Below are 17,397 nucleotides of genomic sequence, written 5' to 3'. Positions count from 1 at the left end.
GTTTTTTATGTCTTTACCGATATTTATTTGTATCCGGCTGCTTTCGCAATTCTTTTAGGAATCTCCGTGTTATCAATCTTTTCTCCAAACAGTTGAGAACCTGCGCCGATAGCAAATACAGGTACATAACCGGCAGAGTGACCGCCACTTACCCAACCTACCATAGCAATCTCATCCATCACTTCCTTAGCACGTGCAGCCATCGGTTCACTCTTAGAGTACATACTTTCAGCAAATACGACTTTATTCTTCACGAATGATTTTTCAAACTCATCACGTAATTTCTTTTCCTGTTCCCAAGAAATAGGGAATTGTTTCCAGAAACCCATTTCTTCGCCCAAGAATGTTTTCATATCTTCCCAAGTCACTTTATTGCCTTTTGATTTTCTCAATTCGCTGATACGTTGTGAAAGTCCGTCAGCAGAATGTTTCTGATGCTGCAATGCTTTCAGGTTCAATTCATATTTTCCTGTACCCAGCACGATACCACCTGTTTCATGGTCGGCAGTAACGACAATAAGGGTTTCTTTCGGATGCTTTTTATAAAACTCATAAGCTACCTTGATAGCATTATCCATATCCTTTACTTCGTTGAACACTGTAGCAGCATCATTCGCATGACACGCCCAGTCTATTTTGCCACCTTCTACCATCAAGAAAAACCCTTTCTTATTATCTTTAGTAAGAAAATCAATGGCACTTTCTGTAATCTGCGCTAAAGTCAAATCACCTTCTTTACGATCGATAGCATAAGGTAAACAAGATGGATTAGCACCTTCTTCCTGAATCAGGATCATCTTTTCTGCTTTTGCAGCTTTTGCCTTATAGTCATTGTAGCCACGTGCTACTGTATATCCGGCTTCTTCAAAAATAGGGAAAATACTTGGAGCTTCTTTCTTGTCAAAAGATGTAGTCGGTTTAAGAAAACCACCACCTGCATAAAAATCAAAATTTGCTTTTGGCAAATCCAAAGCTATTTCATAATATCTATTACGATCGGGTTGATGTGCATAGAATGCGGCAGGAGTAGCATGATCTACACTAACAGAAGTAGTTACACCAACTTTCTTACCAGCTTTCTTTGCCTTTTCAGCTACAGTCTGAATAGCATTCTTGTCCTCTCCCACAGAAATTGCATGATTATAAGTCTTCTTGCCTGTTGCTAATGCAGTACCTGCAGCAGCAGAGTCGGTTACTGAATTTTTAGCTGAGAAAGTAGTTGCCATAGTAGCAACCGGGAATTGAGTAAATAACAAAGGTTCAACACCAATACGGCCATTTTGAATTTCCGCCTGATACATCTCCGTACCATTTACTTGGTTCACTCCCATCCCATCCCCGATGAAATAGAATACGTACTTTGCCTGACCGTTTGCAACAACGGAGATAAGAACAAAGAACAGTGTGTAGATTAACTTTTTCATTTTTTAGTAAGTTTATTATTAGATTAGTCGTCTACAAAGGTAGGAAAAAAAAGAAGAAATTATCCGGATGCCATATTACAAATTCATCACATCTTGCTCAAACCTGTCCTTATCACCGGCAGCCTTGTTACGCATCCGGCTACGATAATTATAGATAGTCGCCAAAGAGTAGCCCAGAAAATGGGCTATCTTGTTACTATCTATCACTCCCAGGCGAATAAGGGCAAAAATGCGGAGTTCCGTTGTCAGCAGTTCATCGGATTTCGGGTATATGCGCCCTTCTTCTACCAGCAGTTCATTAAAGGCGGTAATAAAGTTCGGGAACAGTTTCAGGAAAGACTTATCAAACTCATTATAGAATTCATTCCGCTCGTCACGGATAAACTGCTCGGACTTGATGGCTTTGAACAAGTCTTCAATACGTGACGCCATAGCCAGCTTCGCCAGTGAACGACGGTAAGTTTCCAGCTTATCCAGATAGTTGACGCATCTGTCCAGATAGCGGGCGATATACACCTCTTTAATTTTCCCCGTCTGTTCCAGTTCTTTGTTTACTGCCTGCATTTGTTTGTTCGCCAAGCTTAAGTCACGCCGCATGGCAGACAGTTTCTTCATCCAACGATACAAATAGAAAACAGCAATAAGGAGAAAGAAAGACAACAGACTGACGCTGACAAGCATTGCCTGTGAAACCACACGTTCTTTTTCTTCCTTCAGTTTATAAGCCTTGTCGATAATAGGAAAGAACTCCGTCACCTCAATAAAACGCAGGCGGGCATTGCAAGCTACGGCGTCTTCCATCGAACAGCTCAGATATTTGTAAGCGCGGTCTACATCGCCCAGTTCATACATCAAGTGTGCCAGTTTCTGCAATGAAGCATATTCCCTGACCGAAGATTCCAAATCGGCAATAGCTGTCAATATCAGATAATATACTTCTTTTTCCATATCGCCTTTCATGCCATATGCTTCGGACAGCGTATAGTAGATATAGACTTTCTGACGTTCGTCAACCGCATCCTTCAACACGTCGCTGAGCATCACCAAAGCTGTATCAGCCTTACCTGTAACGATACATTTCTCAGCCAGTACAATCGTACGGTTTATTTCGGGCGGCATTATACCAATGATAGAGTCCCTGTATAAATCTGTCTTTGTCAGGTATTTCTTCTTTTCCTCTTTATTAGTGGTATAGTCTGCAAGCCAACCATAACAGGTACGATAAGTCTGATAATAGGATAGTAATGTTTGTTTGTCCAGCTTCTCCGAATTTATGCTCTCCAGTTCTTTCATGGCTTCAATATACATTCCCATCACTCCCAATACTGTTGCACGGTCAATTATTATCTCATCTGCCAATTCCGGACGGGTCAGTTGGGGGAGAAGCTGTTGTCTCCTGTTTATATAATAAAGTGCAGAATCTGCCTGATAATGAAGATAAGCATCGAACAAAGAACCATACAAGCGATATTTATCAGCAGGAGCAACCGAATGAGCGAGCTGCATTTTCAGCGCATCAATAGCTTTCTCTTTCTGAACCTGAAAAGTCTCTTTCTTATTTATAATATCATCCAGTCTTTTAAGGACTGCCGCATTATCATCCGTCTGTGTCGCAAACAGTAAAGTCGGACAAACTAAAAGAAAAGCTAAGATATAGGCTATATTTCTCATAGGTTACTTTTTAAAGATGTCACAAATATAATGAATATAGTAATGATTATGAAACAGACGGTCAAAATAATTTTAATTTCTACTTGTATTTTCTCATAGTCTTTTCACAAGCAATGCATTCATTTTCAACAAAATGAGCATCACAAGTATTTATATTTATATTCTAGTCCCCAAATGCTTTCCCCTATCCCCCTACATTTGCAACATCGGTTCGCCGAGCAAACATTTAAAATCTATGTTACCATGAAAAAGAATTTTCTATTTGTAATCTTACTTGTACTACTATTTGGTTGCAGCCCGGTATATGCCGCAACTGTCATAAAAAAAGTAGTCCCTGCTTTTTGGTGGGCAGGTATGAAAAATCCGGAGTTGCAGGTTTTGCTATATGGAGAACATATAGCATTTGCAGAAGTCAGTATCTCTTCCGAAGACATCACCTTGCAAGAGGTTGTCAAGCTAGAAAATCCAAATTATCTGATTGTCTATCTGAATATCTCGGAAGCAGCCCCGCAGACATTCAACATGATTCTGAAACAAGGTAAAAAACAGACTGTAATTCCTTATGAACTCAAAGAAAGAAAGCCGGGTTCTTCTCAGATAGAAGGTTTCAACTCTAGCGATGTGCTTTATCTCATTATGCCGGATCGTTTTGCTAACGGTGATTCTTCTAATGATATAATTTCCGGAATGTTGGAAGCCAGAGTAGACCGCAACGACTCCTTCGCCCGCCATGGAGGTGATTTCAAAGGGATAGAAAAGCATCTGGATTATATCGCAGACTTAGGTGTGACGAGCATATGGCTGAATCCGATTCAGGAGAATGACATGAAGGAAGGCTCTTACCACGGTTATGCCATCACTGATTATTATCAGGCAGACCGCCGCTTTGGGAATAATGAAGAATTCCGGAACCTTGTAGACCAGGCACATGCCAAAGGGATGAAAGTAGTCATGGATATGATTTTCAACCACTGCGGTAGTGAAAACTATCTATATAAGGATATGCCATCCAAAGACTGGTTCAACTTCAAAGGCAACTATGTGCAGACAAGTTTTAAGACTGCCACCCAACTAGACCCGTATGCTTCTGATTACGAAAAGAAAATAGCAGTTGACGGTTGGTTCAGCCAGGTTATGCCGGATTTCAACCAACGGAACCGCCATGTAGCTACTTATCTGATTCAGAGCAGTATCTGGTGGATAGAGTATGCCGGTATTAACGGAATCCGCCAAGATACGCACCCTTATGCGGACTTTGACATGATGGCTCATTGGTGCAAGGCAGTGAACGAAGAATATCCCAAATTCAATATTGTAGGCGAAACCTGGTTAGGCAGCAATGTACTTATCTCTTATTGGCAAAAAGACAGCAAACTGACCTATCCTAAAAACACCTACCTGCCCACTGTCATGGACTTCCCATTGATGGAACATATGAACAGGGCTTTTGATGAAGAAACAACCGACTGGAACGGCGGACTGTGCCGGCTTTACGAATACCTGTCGCAAGATATCGTCTTTGCTGACCCGATGAATCTATTGACTTTCCTGGATAATCACGACACTTCCCGTTTTTATCGTTCGGAAGCGGATACTAAAAACCTAAACCGATACAAACAAGCATTAGTGTTCCTTCTGACAACACGCGGAATTCCACAAATATATTACGGAACAGAAATCCTGATGGCTGCCGATAAAGCCAACGGTGACGGATTACTTCGCTGTGACTTTCCGGGCGGCTGGCAAAATGATACTCATAATTACTTCGATGCGGCAAACCGCACTCCGCTACAAAATGAAGCTTTCTCTTATCTGAAGAAACTGCTCCAATGGAGAAAAGGAAACGAAGTTATAGCCAAAGGAAAACTGAAACACTTCGCACCGAGTAAAGGTATCTATGCGTACGAAAGGAAACAGGGTGATAAATCAGTCGTTGTTCTCCTGAATGGAACAGACCGGGAACAGACTATCAGTTTGGATACTTACCGGGAAATACTGCCTGATACTTCTGCATACAATGTATTGGAAGATAAAAAAGTAGAATTAGGAAAGGATTTAACACTTCCGAGCCGTGGGATATACCTTTTATCCTTTTAAAGAAGTTCACTACGACTTATATTTATCCGAAGTACCCAAGCAGTTATTTAGCTATAAATCAAAATAATAAAGTTTATACTAACTTGTATTTTTATTCTAATTGGAAAACTCAGTTCAGACGGTCGCTACATTTGCAATATCCGAAACAAAAGGAATAAAAACATAGGTTAGCTCACAATTTAATACCATAAAAATAAAATGAAAAAGAATCTTTTGCTTATCGCATTTTTCTGTATCTCGTTTATAGCGAATGCACAACAGAAACTCACTTCGCCGGATGGAAATCTAGTAATGACCTTCCAGGTTAACAAAGAAGGTGCTCCAACGTACGACTTGATTTATAAAGGCAAAACGGTTATCAAACCAAGTACCCTGGGACTGGAATTAAAGAAAGAAGATAATACCCGCACAGATTTCGACTGGGTAGACCGCCGGGATCTGACAAAACTTGATTCAAAGACTAATCTTTATAACGGATTCGAAGTGAAAGACGTCAAGACTTCCACATTCAACGAAACTTGGCAACCGGTATGGGGAGAAGAAAAAGAAATCCACAATCATTATAACGAACTGGCAGCCACGCTGTATCAGCCCATGAACGACCGTTCTATCCTTATCCGTTTCCGGTTGTTCAACGATGGTTTAGGATTCCGCTACGAATTCCCGCAGCAGAAATCTCTGAACTACTTCATCATCAAAGAAGAACATTCCCAGTTTGCAATGGCAGGCGACCACATCGCTTACTGGATACCGGGCGACTATGACACTCAGGAATATGATTACACTATCTCCCGCCTGTCAGAAATCAGAGGTTTGATGAAAGAAGCCATTACTCCGAACTCTTCTCAGACTCCTTTCTCACAGACAGGCGTACAGACTGCACTGATGATGAAAACGGATGACGGTTTATATATCAATCTTCACGAAGCTGCTCTCATCGATTACTCATGTATGCACCTGAATCTGGACGACAAAAATATGGTATTCGAATCCTGGCTGACTCCGGATGCTAAAGGAGACAAAGGTTATCTGCAAACTCCCTGTAATACTCCGTGGCGTACCGTTATCGTCAGCGATGATGCCCGCAATATTCTTGCATCCCGCATCACTCTGAACCTGAATGAGCCATGCAAAATCACAGATGCCGCTTCATGGGTGAAGCCTGTGAAATATATCGGCGTATGGTGGGATATGATTACCGGAAAAGGTTCATGGGCTTATACCGACGAACTGACTAGCGTAAAACTGGGAGAAACGGATTACTCTAAAACCAAACCGAACGGCAAACATTCTGCCAACACTGCCAACGTGAAACGCTATATTGACTTCGCCGCAGCAAACGGGTTCGACGCTGTATTGGTAGAAGGCTGGAATGAAGGTTGGGAAGACTGGTTCGGCAATAGCAAGGACTATGTATTCGACTTCGTCACTCCGTATCCGGATTTCGATGTAAAAGAAGTACATCGTTACGCAGCGAGCAAAGGTATCAAGATGATGATGCACCACGAAACTTCCGCATCTGTCCGCAACTACGAACGCCATATGGACAAGGCTTACCAGTTTATGGTAGACAACGGTTACAATTCTGTAAAGAGCGGTTATGTAGGCAATATCATTCCGCGCGGCGAACACCACTACGGACAATGGATGAACAACCACTACCTGTATGCAGTGACGAAAGCAGCCGACTACAAAATCATGGTAAATGCTCACGAAGCAACCCGCCCGACAGGTATCTGCCGCACGTATCCTAACTTAATCGGCAACGAATCCGCACGCGGAACCGAATACGAATCATTCGGCGGAAACAAAGTATATCACACAACTATACTTCCTTTCACCCGTTTGGTCGGCGGCCCGATGGATTACACTCCGGGTATCTTCGAAACTCATTGTAACAAGATGAATCCTGCAAACAATTCACAGGTACGTTCTACCATCGCCCGCCAGTTAGCCTTGTACGTGACCATGTACAGCCCGCTGCAAATGGCTGCCGATATTCCTGAAAACTACGAACGTTTCATGGATGCTTTCCAATTCATCAAAGACGTGGCAATCGACTGGGACGAAACAAACTATCTGGAAGCAGAACCGGGAGAATATATCACTATCGCCCGTAAGGCAAAAGGTACAGGCGACTGGTATGTAGGTTGTACAGCCGGTGAGAACGGTCATACTTCCAAACTGGTATTCGACTTCCTCACACCGGGAAAACAATACATTGCCACTGTTTATGCGGATGCTAAAGATGCCGACTGGAAAGAAAATCCGCAAGCTTATACCATCAAAAAAGGTATCCTGACAAACAAAAGCAAACTGAACTTGCGCGCTGCCAACGGTGGCGGTTATGCCATCAGTATCAAGGAAGTAAAGGATAAAGCGGAAGTAAAAGGACTAAAGAAATTTTAGGGAATAAGATTGAAGAGAATATAGTTTTCAGTAGGTATTTTTTAGAGAGATATATTTGATTTTGATAAAATAACTTTAAATTAGAGACATGAAAAAGAGCTTAAGACTAAAAGCCCTGCTCACATTATTGGTGGGACTCTTCCTTTCCATTGGAGCATTTGCTCAGCAAATAGCTGTCAAGGGGCATGTGAAAGACACAACGGGTGAGCCTGTCATCGGTGCTAACGTACTGGTGAAAGGTACAACCAATGGAACAATAACTGATTTCGATGGTAACTTTATGTTGAATGTACCGAAAGATGCTATTCTTTCCGTTTCATTCGTCGGCTATAAATCAGCAGAAGTGAAAGCAGCTTCTACTGTAATGGTTACATTGGAAGATGATTCTCAAGTACTGGACGCAGTAGTCGTTATCGGCTACGGCTCGGTAAAAAAGAACGATATGACCGGTTCGGTTACGGCCATCAAACCGGACAAACTAAATAAAGGTTTGATTACCAACGCACAGGACATGATGACTGGTAAGATTGCCGGTGTAAGCGTTATCAGCAAAGGCGGAGCTCCGGGCGAGGGAGCAACGATTCGTATTCGTGGCGGTTCTTCACTGACTGCGGAAAACGACCCGCTGATTGTAATCGACGGTCTGGCAATGGATAATAAGGGGGTGAAAGGTTTGGCTAATCCTCTGTCTATGGTCAATCCGAATGATATTGAAAGCTTTACCGTATTGAAAGATGCTTCGGCTACCGCCATCTACGGTTCGCGTGCTTCCAATGGCGTTATCATCATCACAACGAAGAAAGGTCAGGCAGGCGCACGTCCTACCATTTCTTATGACGGCAATGTATCTGTCAGCACTGTGAAATCTACCGTCGACGTAATGGACGGAGACCAGTTCCGTTCTTTCATCAAAGACATCTGGGGAGAAGACAGCGAAGCTTATAGCAAATTAGGAAATGCCAACACCGACTGGCAAAAAGAAATATTCCGCCCAGCCGTAAGTACAGACCATAACCTCACCATTTCCGGTGGATTGAAGAATATGCCTTACCGTGTATCGTTCGGTTATACCAACCAGAACGGTATTGTGAAAACATCCAAGTTCGAACGTTATACGGCTTCTGTCAGCTTGGCTCCTTCTTTCTTTGAAGACCATCTGAAAATAAACGCCAACCTGAAAGGTATGATTGCCAAGAACCGCTACGCTGACGGTGGTGCGGTAGGTTCTGCGGTCAGCTTTGACCCCACACAGTCCGTCCGCTCCGACGATCCTTACCATCAATATTATTTCGACGGATATTTCCAATGGAATACGGACGCTTCTTCTTTGAATGACGACACATGGAAACGTACTTTCAACGGCAATGCTCCGGGTAATCCGGTTGCCTTGTTGGAAGAAAAGGACGACCGTGCCATCTCCAAATCTTTAATCGGTAATCTGGAACTGGATTATAAGTTTCATTTCTTGCCGGACTTGCACGCACACGTGAACGGTGGCATGGACCTCTCTACGGGTAAGCAATATACGGATGTCTCTCCCTATTCTTCGACCAACAACTATTATGGCAGCTATGGCTGGGAACAGAAAGACAAGTACAACCTCTCTTTGAATGCTTACCTGCAATACAGCAAAGATTTTACTGACAAACATCGTTTCGATGTAATGGCAGGCTATGAATGGCAGCACTTCCATGATACGTCCGACCAGGAATATTGGGGACTCTATCCGCTGTCGAACAACGTGGTAGAGAACAGAGGTCAGCGTTACAACAATACCTCAAGTGGTTCGGCTACGGAAAGTTATCTGGTATCTTTCTTCGGTCGTGTCAATTACACACTGTTGGACCGTTACCTGTTTACGGCAACCGTACGCCAGGATGGTTCTTCCCGTTTCCACAAAAACAACCGTTGGGGATTGTTCCCGTCTTTTGCCTTGGGATGGAAGTTGAAAGAAGAAGCTTTCCTGAAAGACGTTGATGTACTTTCTGATTTAAAACTTCGTCTTGGCTATGGTATTACCGGTCAGCAGAATATCAATTCGGGCGACTATCCGTATCTGGCTGTTTATGAGACAAACAAAGACGGGGCTTACTATCCTATCCTGGGAGAAGGAACCACTTACCGCCCGAATGCATACAACCCGGACTTGAAATGGGAAAAGACGACCACTTATAATGTAGGTTTGGACTTCGGATTCCTGAACAACCGCATCAACGGTGCTGTGGATTATTACTATCGCAAGACCACCGATTTGCTGAACAGCGTATTCGTTTCTGCCGGAACGAACTTCAAAAACAAGGTATTGTCCAACGTCGGTTCATTAGAAAATTCAGGCATCGAATTCTCTATTAATTCAAAACCGGTTGTAACTACCGACTGGACATGGGACCTTGGCTTCAATATCACTTACAACAAAAACGAAATCACCAAATTAACTACCGGAGATAGCGAAAATTATTATGTTGCTGCCGGAGACAATATCGGTGGCGGACGTGATATGAAAGCAATGGCGCATGCCGTAGGGCATCCGGCTTCTTCCTTCTATGTTTACCAGCAAGTGTATGACGAGAATGGAAAGCCTATCGAGAACGAATTTGTAGACCGCAACGGAGACGGAACGATTAACGGCGACGACCGCTACTTCTACAAAAAGCCGACAGCCGACGTACTTATGGGACTTACTTCCCGTCTTTCATACAAGTCATGGGATTTCAGTTTCTCACTGCGCGCCAGCCTGAACAACTATGTGTACAACTCTGTCGAAGCAGGTGGTTCCGACTGCAACCCAACCTCTGTCTATTCATTCGGCGCACTCAACAACCGTCCGTTGATGGGAGTGGCAAATAATATCCAGAACCTGAAAGACAACACCTTATTATCCGATTACTTCGTACAGAATGCTTCCTTCATGAAATGTGACAACATCACTTTGGGATACTCGTTCAAAAAGCTGTTCGGCGCTCCGATTGGCGGACGCGTATATGCAGCCGTACAGAACGTATTCACTATCACCAAATACAAAGGACTTGACCCTGAAGTAGAAAAGGGATTGGATAACAATATTTATCCGCGTCCTCTGACTACATTAATCGGTTTAAGCCTTAATTTCTAAACCTACTAAAAATACCAATTATGAAATTCAGATATATAAAATCAATCCTATCGGCTGCCTCACTATTACTGGCAGTCAGCGTGACTTCATGTATCGGTGACCTGGATGCGACTCCTATCGACCCGAATATAGTGATGACATTCGACCAGGCAAGCGTTTTTAACAAGATATATGGAACCCTCGGACTGACAGGTCAGAAAGGCCCCGACGGAAGCGGTGACTTGGACGACATCGACGAAGGTACTTCCTCTTTCTACCGTATGACTTGGTGTGCCAACCAATTGATGACAGATGAAGCGATTGTCAATTCATGGAACGATGCCGGTGTCGCTACTATTGCCGATTGCAGTTGGAGTTCTTCCAATGAAATCGTGACAGGACTCTATTACCGTCTGACATTTGACATCACATTGTGCAACTACTTCCTGGAACAAACGGAAGGACTGACAGATGATGAAACGACACGCCAACGTGCAGAAGTACGTTTTATCCGTGCTTTGAATAACTATTACCTGATGGATATGTTCGGCAATCCGCCTTATTGCGATAAAGTATCGACAGAGAAGCCTCAGCAAATACAACGTGCGGATCTTTTCGCGAAGATTGAAGAAGAGTTGAAAGAAATCGGTGACGACGCTACCGCCACACTGGCACAGCCGCTTCAAACGACTTACGGCCGTGTAGACCGTGTTGCCGCCTGGTTATTGCTGGCACGTATGTATCTCAACGCAGAAGTCTATACCGGCACGCCTCAATGGGGAAAAGCCAAGGAATATGCCCAAAAAGTGATTGGTTCCGGCTATAAACTGGCTCCCGTCTACAAACACCTGTTCATGGCAGATAATGATGGCAGCAATGTCAACAAGGCAAGACAGGAAGTGATACTTCCCATTTTGCAGGATGGTGTGAGAACCAAGAGTTGGGGTGGTTCGCTGTTCTTGATTGCAGGTACGCACAAAAGTGACACAGGCATGAATCCCTGGGGAAGTAAGCAAGGATGGGGCGGCCCGCATTGTCGTCAGGCAATGGTAGCCAAATTCTTCCCAAACGTAAATGATGCTCCTTCCGTATTGGAAGACCAGATGGTAGTGGCAGCAAAAGATGACCGTGCCTTGATGTGCGGAGTGCAGAGAAGTACGTCGACAGGAGACAATATGAGCTTTACGGACGGATTCGCATGTGCCAAATTCTCGAACATCCGTGCAGACAACGGACTGACAAGCGATACGGATAATCCTGATATGGATATACCTCTTCTTCGTATGGCAGAAGCTTATCTGATTGTAGCAGAAGCCAGTATCCGTGCCAACAATGGTGTTTCTACTCAGGAGACCATAGACGCTATGCATGAAATCCGTAAGCGTGCGAACGCCGCCGAATCTGCTTCATATACATTGACGGACATCCGTGACGAATGGGCGCGTGAGTTCTGGTTTGAAGGTCGCCGCCGCATTGACTTGATTCGTTTCGGCGATTTCGGCGGACACACCGACTATAACTGGGATTGGAAAGGTGGAGAAAAACAAGGTACTGAAATAAAAGAGTTCCGCAACATTTATCCTATTCCTGCCAATGATATCAATGCGAATACGAATCTGGAGCAAAACCCGGAATATTAAACCAGACCGAAGTTATACTTTTATAAAAACAGAGTAATATGAAAAAAATAAATATACTGACGTCCATACTAGTAGCGACAGCCCTGCTGACCGCCTGCGAGGATGACAGGGACTCAAATCCTACCATACAGGAACCTACAACTTTTGTATTGAACACCCCTGCCAATGCAACGTACAACGTCTATGACCTAAATCAATCCAAGAATATCGAGTTGACTTGTACGCAACCGGACTACGGCTATCCTGCCGTAGTGACTTACACCGTGCAAGCGGATTTAACAGACAAATGGACTGATGAAACGGAAACGGCAGACGCCTCTTATCTGACACTACCTTCCATATCTACATCAGCCAAAGTGGATGCCAACACACAGGAATTGAATAAGGCAATCGTAAAACTTGCCGGCTGGACATCGGAGAATGATTATGACGGCGAACCGATGAGTGTATTTGTACGTTTGTACGCACATATCGGAGATAAAGGGTATCCTATACATTCCAATTCGATTGAATTGAAAGTTATACCTTATTATATGGATATATCTGATGCCGTTCCTGCCACTTATTATTTACTGGGCGATTTCATCGGTGAAGTTCCCTGGGGAAATCCGACAATGGCAGCAGGTACCGCTTATTTCCCGATGTCACTGGTAAAAGGATATGCGTATGATGCCAATACTGGTAAAGGAGAATTTACCTACACAGGATATATCCCAGCAGATAAAGGATTTAAGGTAGTGGCTACTCCCGGTGCATGGGACGACCAATGGGGAAATGCTGACAGCGAAGGATTCACCAATTTGGTAAATGACAAGAACTCTCAAAATATTAAAGTGAATGCGGCCGGCTGGTACACACTTCATCTCAATACGCTTGAAAATAAACTGACAATGAAAGCTACTACTTTTGAAACTCAACCGACAGAATATGATGCCGTCACATTGATTTATGGTTCGGAATCTGTAAACATGACCAAAGTTACCATGGAGCATTCACATGTATGGTATGCCGACATAACAATCGCGGCAAGCTGCAAAGCCAAATTTACTTCCGGCGACAAGACTTGGGGTGGAGAGGTATTCCCATTCGGCTCATTTGTTGATGGAGCTACCATCAGTTGCAAACCGGGTGATTATACTGTACTGTTCAACGAACTGGACGAGTGCTATTACTTCAAAGCAAAATAGATTAATCTTAAATGCAGATAGATATGAAAAAATTATCAATATATATAACCGTGTTACTGGCTGCCGCACTAACAGCCTGCAACGAAGATTTTAATGAAGGGGTAGCTTCCCCACAGTCTTACGGACAGGAAGAAGCTGCCGGCAAAATAACTTTTACAGCTACAGGTGTAGCCCCGATTAATATTGGAAATGTCGAGGAAGAATCCGTAGCGGTTGCCGTATTTACAGCTCCTGCCGTTGAAGAAGAAGCCACTTTATCCTATAAAATGAAGTTAGATAATAAAGTGACTTTAATTGTAGACGACAAAGGATACGTAGCAACGGAAGATTTGCAGAATGCAGTGGCGCAAATATATGGTATCCGTCCGGTAGAACGTACCATGAATGCAGTATTAACGTCATACGTGGCTGTCGGAAAGACAGTATATGCGGCACCGGCTGAAAGCTATGAGTTGAAAGTTACTCCGGAAGCACCGGTTATTGAAAGCGCTTATTATATTAATGGCTCTCTGACTTGGGAACAGAATGTAGCATTTGTTAATACAAGTGGTGATCCTTATACCAATTCAGTCTTTACAACAACAGTTCCTGCTCTGGTTACAGATAACACCGGTGCAAAAGATGCCTATTTCCTGATTAAATCCAACTCAGGCAAATCACTTGGCGCGGTTGATGCAGACAACGATGCTCCAGAAGGCAATCTCATTTTATCAGAAACAGCAAATCCTATCAAAATATCCGGTGGCGATTATAAATCAGTTAGAATCTCCATCAACATGATGGAAGGCACTTACAAGATTGAGAAAACAATGGATGCACCTCATTTATGGATACCAGGAAATCATCAGGAATGGAAGCCTTCACAAGCACCGACTTTATATAAGCCAGAAGGAAACAATGCTTATTGGGGAATGTCGGAATTGAACGGTGGCTTTAAGTTTACCGCACAGCCCTATTGGCCGGATGGTTCGAATGGCGGACTTGATTATGGATATGACTATTTTACCTCGAAAGAAGGTATGACAAATGATGGTGGAAACTTATCTTTACCACAGGGTATTTATTACATTGTAGTCAATTTGGACGACAAGTATGCCTCTGCAACAGAAATAACATCTATGGATATTATAGGTACAGCCACAGGAGGATGGGAAAACGGCAAAGAATTAACTTATGATGCAACAGAAAAATGCTGGACTGCAAAGACTGAAATGACTGTGGGTGAATTTAAACTCCGCGTCAATTCCAGTTGGGATTCCGGTGTTAGTTTCGGGGGAACATTAGATACACCCAGTCCTTTTACTGGAGATAATATTTCAATGGACGCAACCGGTAACTATACCATCAAATTCTATCTGAACGGTAGACTAGTCCTCATTAAAGAATAATAAATGGAAAATACATTATGAAAAAAGATATAAAACATATATTCTGGATGCTGCTCTGTCTATTCACGATAGTAGCATGTTCCGACGAAAACCATGAGATGTTAATCACCGGTCCGGAAATCCCCGAACTGGATCACGAGCCGTCTATCGAAGAATTGGTAGAAGGAATCAATAATTACCCCACTAAATTCAAGGGCGACAAGCAAGGTAAAATCTGGTATAAAGCAGCAGCCGGTGACGACTTGTACGGCTATGAAGGTGATGTATATGTTCACATCGGTATCAATGACTGGATGTATGTTCCTACGGAATGGGGTGTAAATGAAGATAAATACAAGGCAGAGAAAGTGGCGGATAATATTTGGTGCTTTACACTTGCCCCGACAGTACGCGAATGGTTTGGCGCGGAAAATGCAGCAAACATTCAAAATGTCTGCATCCTCTTCCGCAATGATGAAGCGTTGACTGACGAAAAGAAAACCAGCGACTTTTTTATCACAGTAACAGGAGACAAGACTTTCACACCGGCTCCGGTAGAGATAGCTGCCTGCCCAGTAGAAGAAGCGGGTATCCATCCATCGGCTGACGGAACGTCTGTGACTTTCGCACTATACGATTTGGATACGGATAACAATTACAAGGATTATGCTTGTCTCATTGGCGACTTCAATGATTGGGAACTTAGTACTGAATATCAGATGAAGCGTGATAACGACAAACACTTCTGGTGGTACACCGTTACAGGCATCGACCCCGCCAAAGAGTATGGTTTCCAATATTACATGGGTAGTGAAAAAGACGGCAATGTTCGTATTGGCGACCCCTATTGTGAAAAAGTGCTGGATGGCTCGAACGATAAATATCTTGTAGAACAAGGAGTTTATCCGGCTAGTGCCATACAGTATCCGAATGGAAAGACAACAGGCATTGTCTCCGTATTCCAAACAAAACCGGCATCCTACAATTGGCAAGTATCCGACTTCAAGATTGATAATCCTGACAATATGGTAATCTATGAGTTACTATTCCGTGACTTCACACAAGTAGGTTCCGAACTTGCTACGGGTACAATCAAAGAGGCTACTAAACATTTGGACTACATCAAGAGTCTGGGAGTGAATGCGATTGAACTGATGCCTATACAAGAATTCGACGGGAATAATAGCTGGGGATACAATCCATGTTATTATTTTGCAATGGACAAAGCATATGGAACGAAAGAGGAATATAAGCAATTCATTGATGAATGTCATAAACAAGGCATTGCAGTATTACTGGATGTAGTCTACAACCATGCTACTGGCAGTCATCCATTTGCTAAACTTTATTGGAATTCGAAAGAAAGCAAGACAGCCAAGAATAATCCGTGGTTCAATGTCGATGCTCCGCATCCATTCAGCGTATTCCATGACTTCAATCACGAATCGCCGCTTGTACGTGAATTTGTAAAACGTAACTTGAAGTTCTTGTTGGAAGAGTATAAGTTTGACGGTTTCCGTTTTGACTTAACCAAAGGATTTACTCAAAACAAGAGCAATGAATCAACGGCAAGCAACAAAGATGACTCCCGTATTGTTATCTTGAAAGATTACTATAAAACAGTGAATACGACCAATCCTAATGCAGTGATGATTCTCGAACACTTCTGCAATTTGGATGAAGAGTCAGAATTGGCTAAAGCAGGGATGAAACTATGGCATAATATGAATGAAAGCTATTGCCAATCCGGAATGGGAGAATCAAGCAATTCTGATTTTTCATACATGCGAAATAGCGGAATGCCTGCCGAAGGATGGGTTAATTTCATGGAAAGCCATGATGAAGAAAGAGTTGCATACAAGCAAACTGCTTTTGGCAATCTTCAAAATGCAAGTCTTGATATCCGCATGAAACAACTGGGAACAAATGCAGCCTTCTTCCTGACCGTTCCAGGACCGAAAATGATTTGGCAGTTTGGCGAACTAGGATATGATTATTCCATAATGTATAAGTACGATGGAACAATGGGAACTGAAAAGAATACTGATGCCAAGCCTGTGAAATGGGATTATCTTACTGACCAATATCGGAAAGGATTATACGACACTTATAGCACTTTGCTGAAATTACGCAATGATAATCCGGACTTATTCAGCGACAACGCATTCAAAGACTGGAAAGTAAGTGTTTCCGATTGGGATAAAGGTCGTTATCTAAGATTGGAATCCACTACAAAGAAACTGGTTGTAGTAGGCAATTTCAAGAATGAACAGATTAATACAGGTGTGTACTTTGGTAACACGGGAGATTGGTATGAATTGAATGGTGAAACATTGAATGTGACTAACAGTTCTGAACAGCCTGTTGTTATACCTGCTAATAGCTTCAAGTTATACACCAACTTTCCAGTAAACAATTGATTGAACGGTTGTAATCAGAGTTATCATAGAAAACAACCCATAATAATGTAATAAATCCCTGTTCCACAATGTTGGAGCAGGGATTTATTGC

At 42.9% G+C, this 17,397-nt stretch carries 9 protein-coding genes; 7 read left to right on the top strand and 2 right to left on the bottom strand.

The window, feature by feature from the left end; all coding sequences use genetic code 11:
* Positions 1-23: 23 nt before the first annotated feature.
* Together BXY_RS22860 and BXY_RS22855 are read right to left on the bottom strand one after the other, a co-directional pair.
* The gene (locus BXY_RS22860) at positions 24-1,424 is read right to left on the bottom strand and encodes an alkaline phosphatase (protein ID WP_008776432.1); all 1,401 of its coding nucleotides are present in this window, start codon (positions 1,422-1,424) and stop codon (positions 24-26) included.
* A gap of 75 nt (positions 1,425-1,499) precedes the next feature.
* Complete coding sequence (locus BXY_RS22855) at positions 1,500-3,095, bottom strand: DUF6377 domain-containing protein (protein WP_015533049.1); 1,596 nt, start codon at positions 3,093-3,095, stop codon at positions 1,500-1,502.
* A 243-nt stretch (positions 3,096-3,338) separates the two neighbouring features.
* Here BXY_RS22855 and BXY_RS22850 point away from each other — a divergent pair, with 243 nt between their 5' ends.
* The 7 genes from BXY_RS22850 (at position 3,339) to BXY_RS22820 (ending at position 17,306) form a co-directional block, all read left to right on the top strand.
* Positions 3,339-5,192: a glycoside hydrolase family 13 protein gene (locus BXY_RS22850; RefSeq protein WP_015533048.1), complete on the top strand. Its 1,854-nt coding sequence runs from the start codon at positions 3,339-3,341 to the stop codon at positions 5,190-5,192.
* A gap of 198 nt (positions 5,193-5,390) precedes the next feature.
* A complete protein-coding gene (locus tag BXY_RS22845; RefSeq protein WP_004312985.1) occupies positions 5,391-7,601 on the top strand; it encodes a glycoside hydrolase family 97 protein in 2,211 nt (736 codons plus the stop codon).
* 88 nt (positions 7,602-7,689) lie between these two features.
* Complete coding sequence (locus tag BXY_RS22840) at positions 7,690-10,713, top strand: SusC/RagA family TonB-linked outer membrane protein (protein ID WP_015533047.1); 3,024 nt, start codon at positions 7,690-7,692, stop codon at positions 10,711-10,713.
* Between the two features lie 20 nt (positions 10,714-10,733).
* The gene (locus BXY_RS22835; protein ID WP_008645150.1) at positions 10,734-12,332 is read left to right on the top strand and encodes a RagB/SusD family nutrient uptake outer membrane protein; all 1,599 of its coding nucleotides are present in this window, start codon (positions 10,734-10,736) and stop codon (positions 12,330-12,332) included.
* 38 nt (positions 12,333-12,370) lie between these two features.
* Entirely contained in the window at positions 12,371-13,519 is a 1,149-nt protein-coding gene (locus tag BXY_RS22830; RefSeq protein ID WP_015533046.1) for a SusE domain-containing protein, read from the top strand.
* 23 nt (positions 13,520-13,542) lie between these two features.
* Positions 13,543-14,907, top strand: coding sequence for a DUF5115 domain-containing protein (locus BXY_RS22825; protein ID WP_225450259.1), 1,365 nt, complete (start codon positions 13,543-13,545; stop codon positions 14,905-14,907).
* 17 nt (positions 14,908-14,924) lie between these two features.
* Complete coding sequence (locus BXY_RS22820; RefSeq protein ID WP_008776438.1) at positions 14,925-17,306, top strand: alpha-amylase family glycosyl hydrolase; 2,382 nt, start codon at positions 14,925-14,927, stop codon at positions 17,304-17,306.
* The last annotated feature ends 91 nt before the right edge of the window (positions 17,307-17,397 follow it).

It is taken from the genome of Bacteroides xylanisolvens XB1A (assembly GCF_000210075.1).
GTDB classification, from domain to species: domain Bacteria; phylum Bacteroidota; class Bacteroidia; order Bacteroidales; family Bacteroidaceae; genus Bacteroides; species Bacteroides xylanisolvens.
This window is presented reverse-complemented; position numbering and strand designations above follow the sequence as displayed.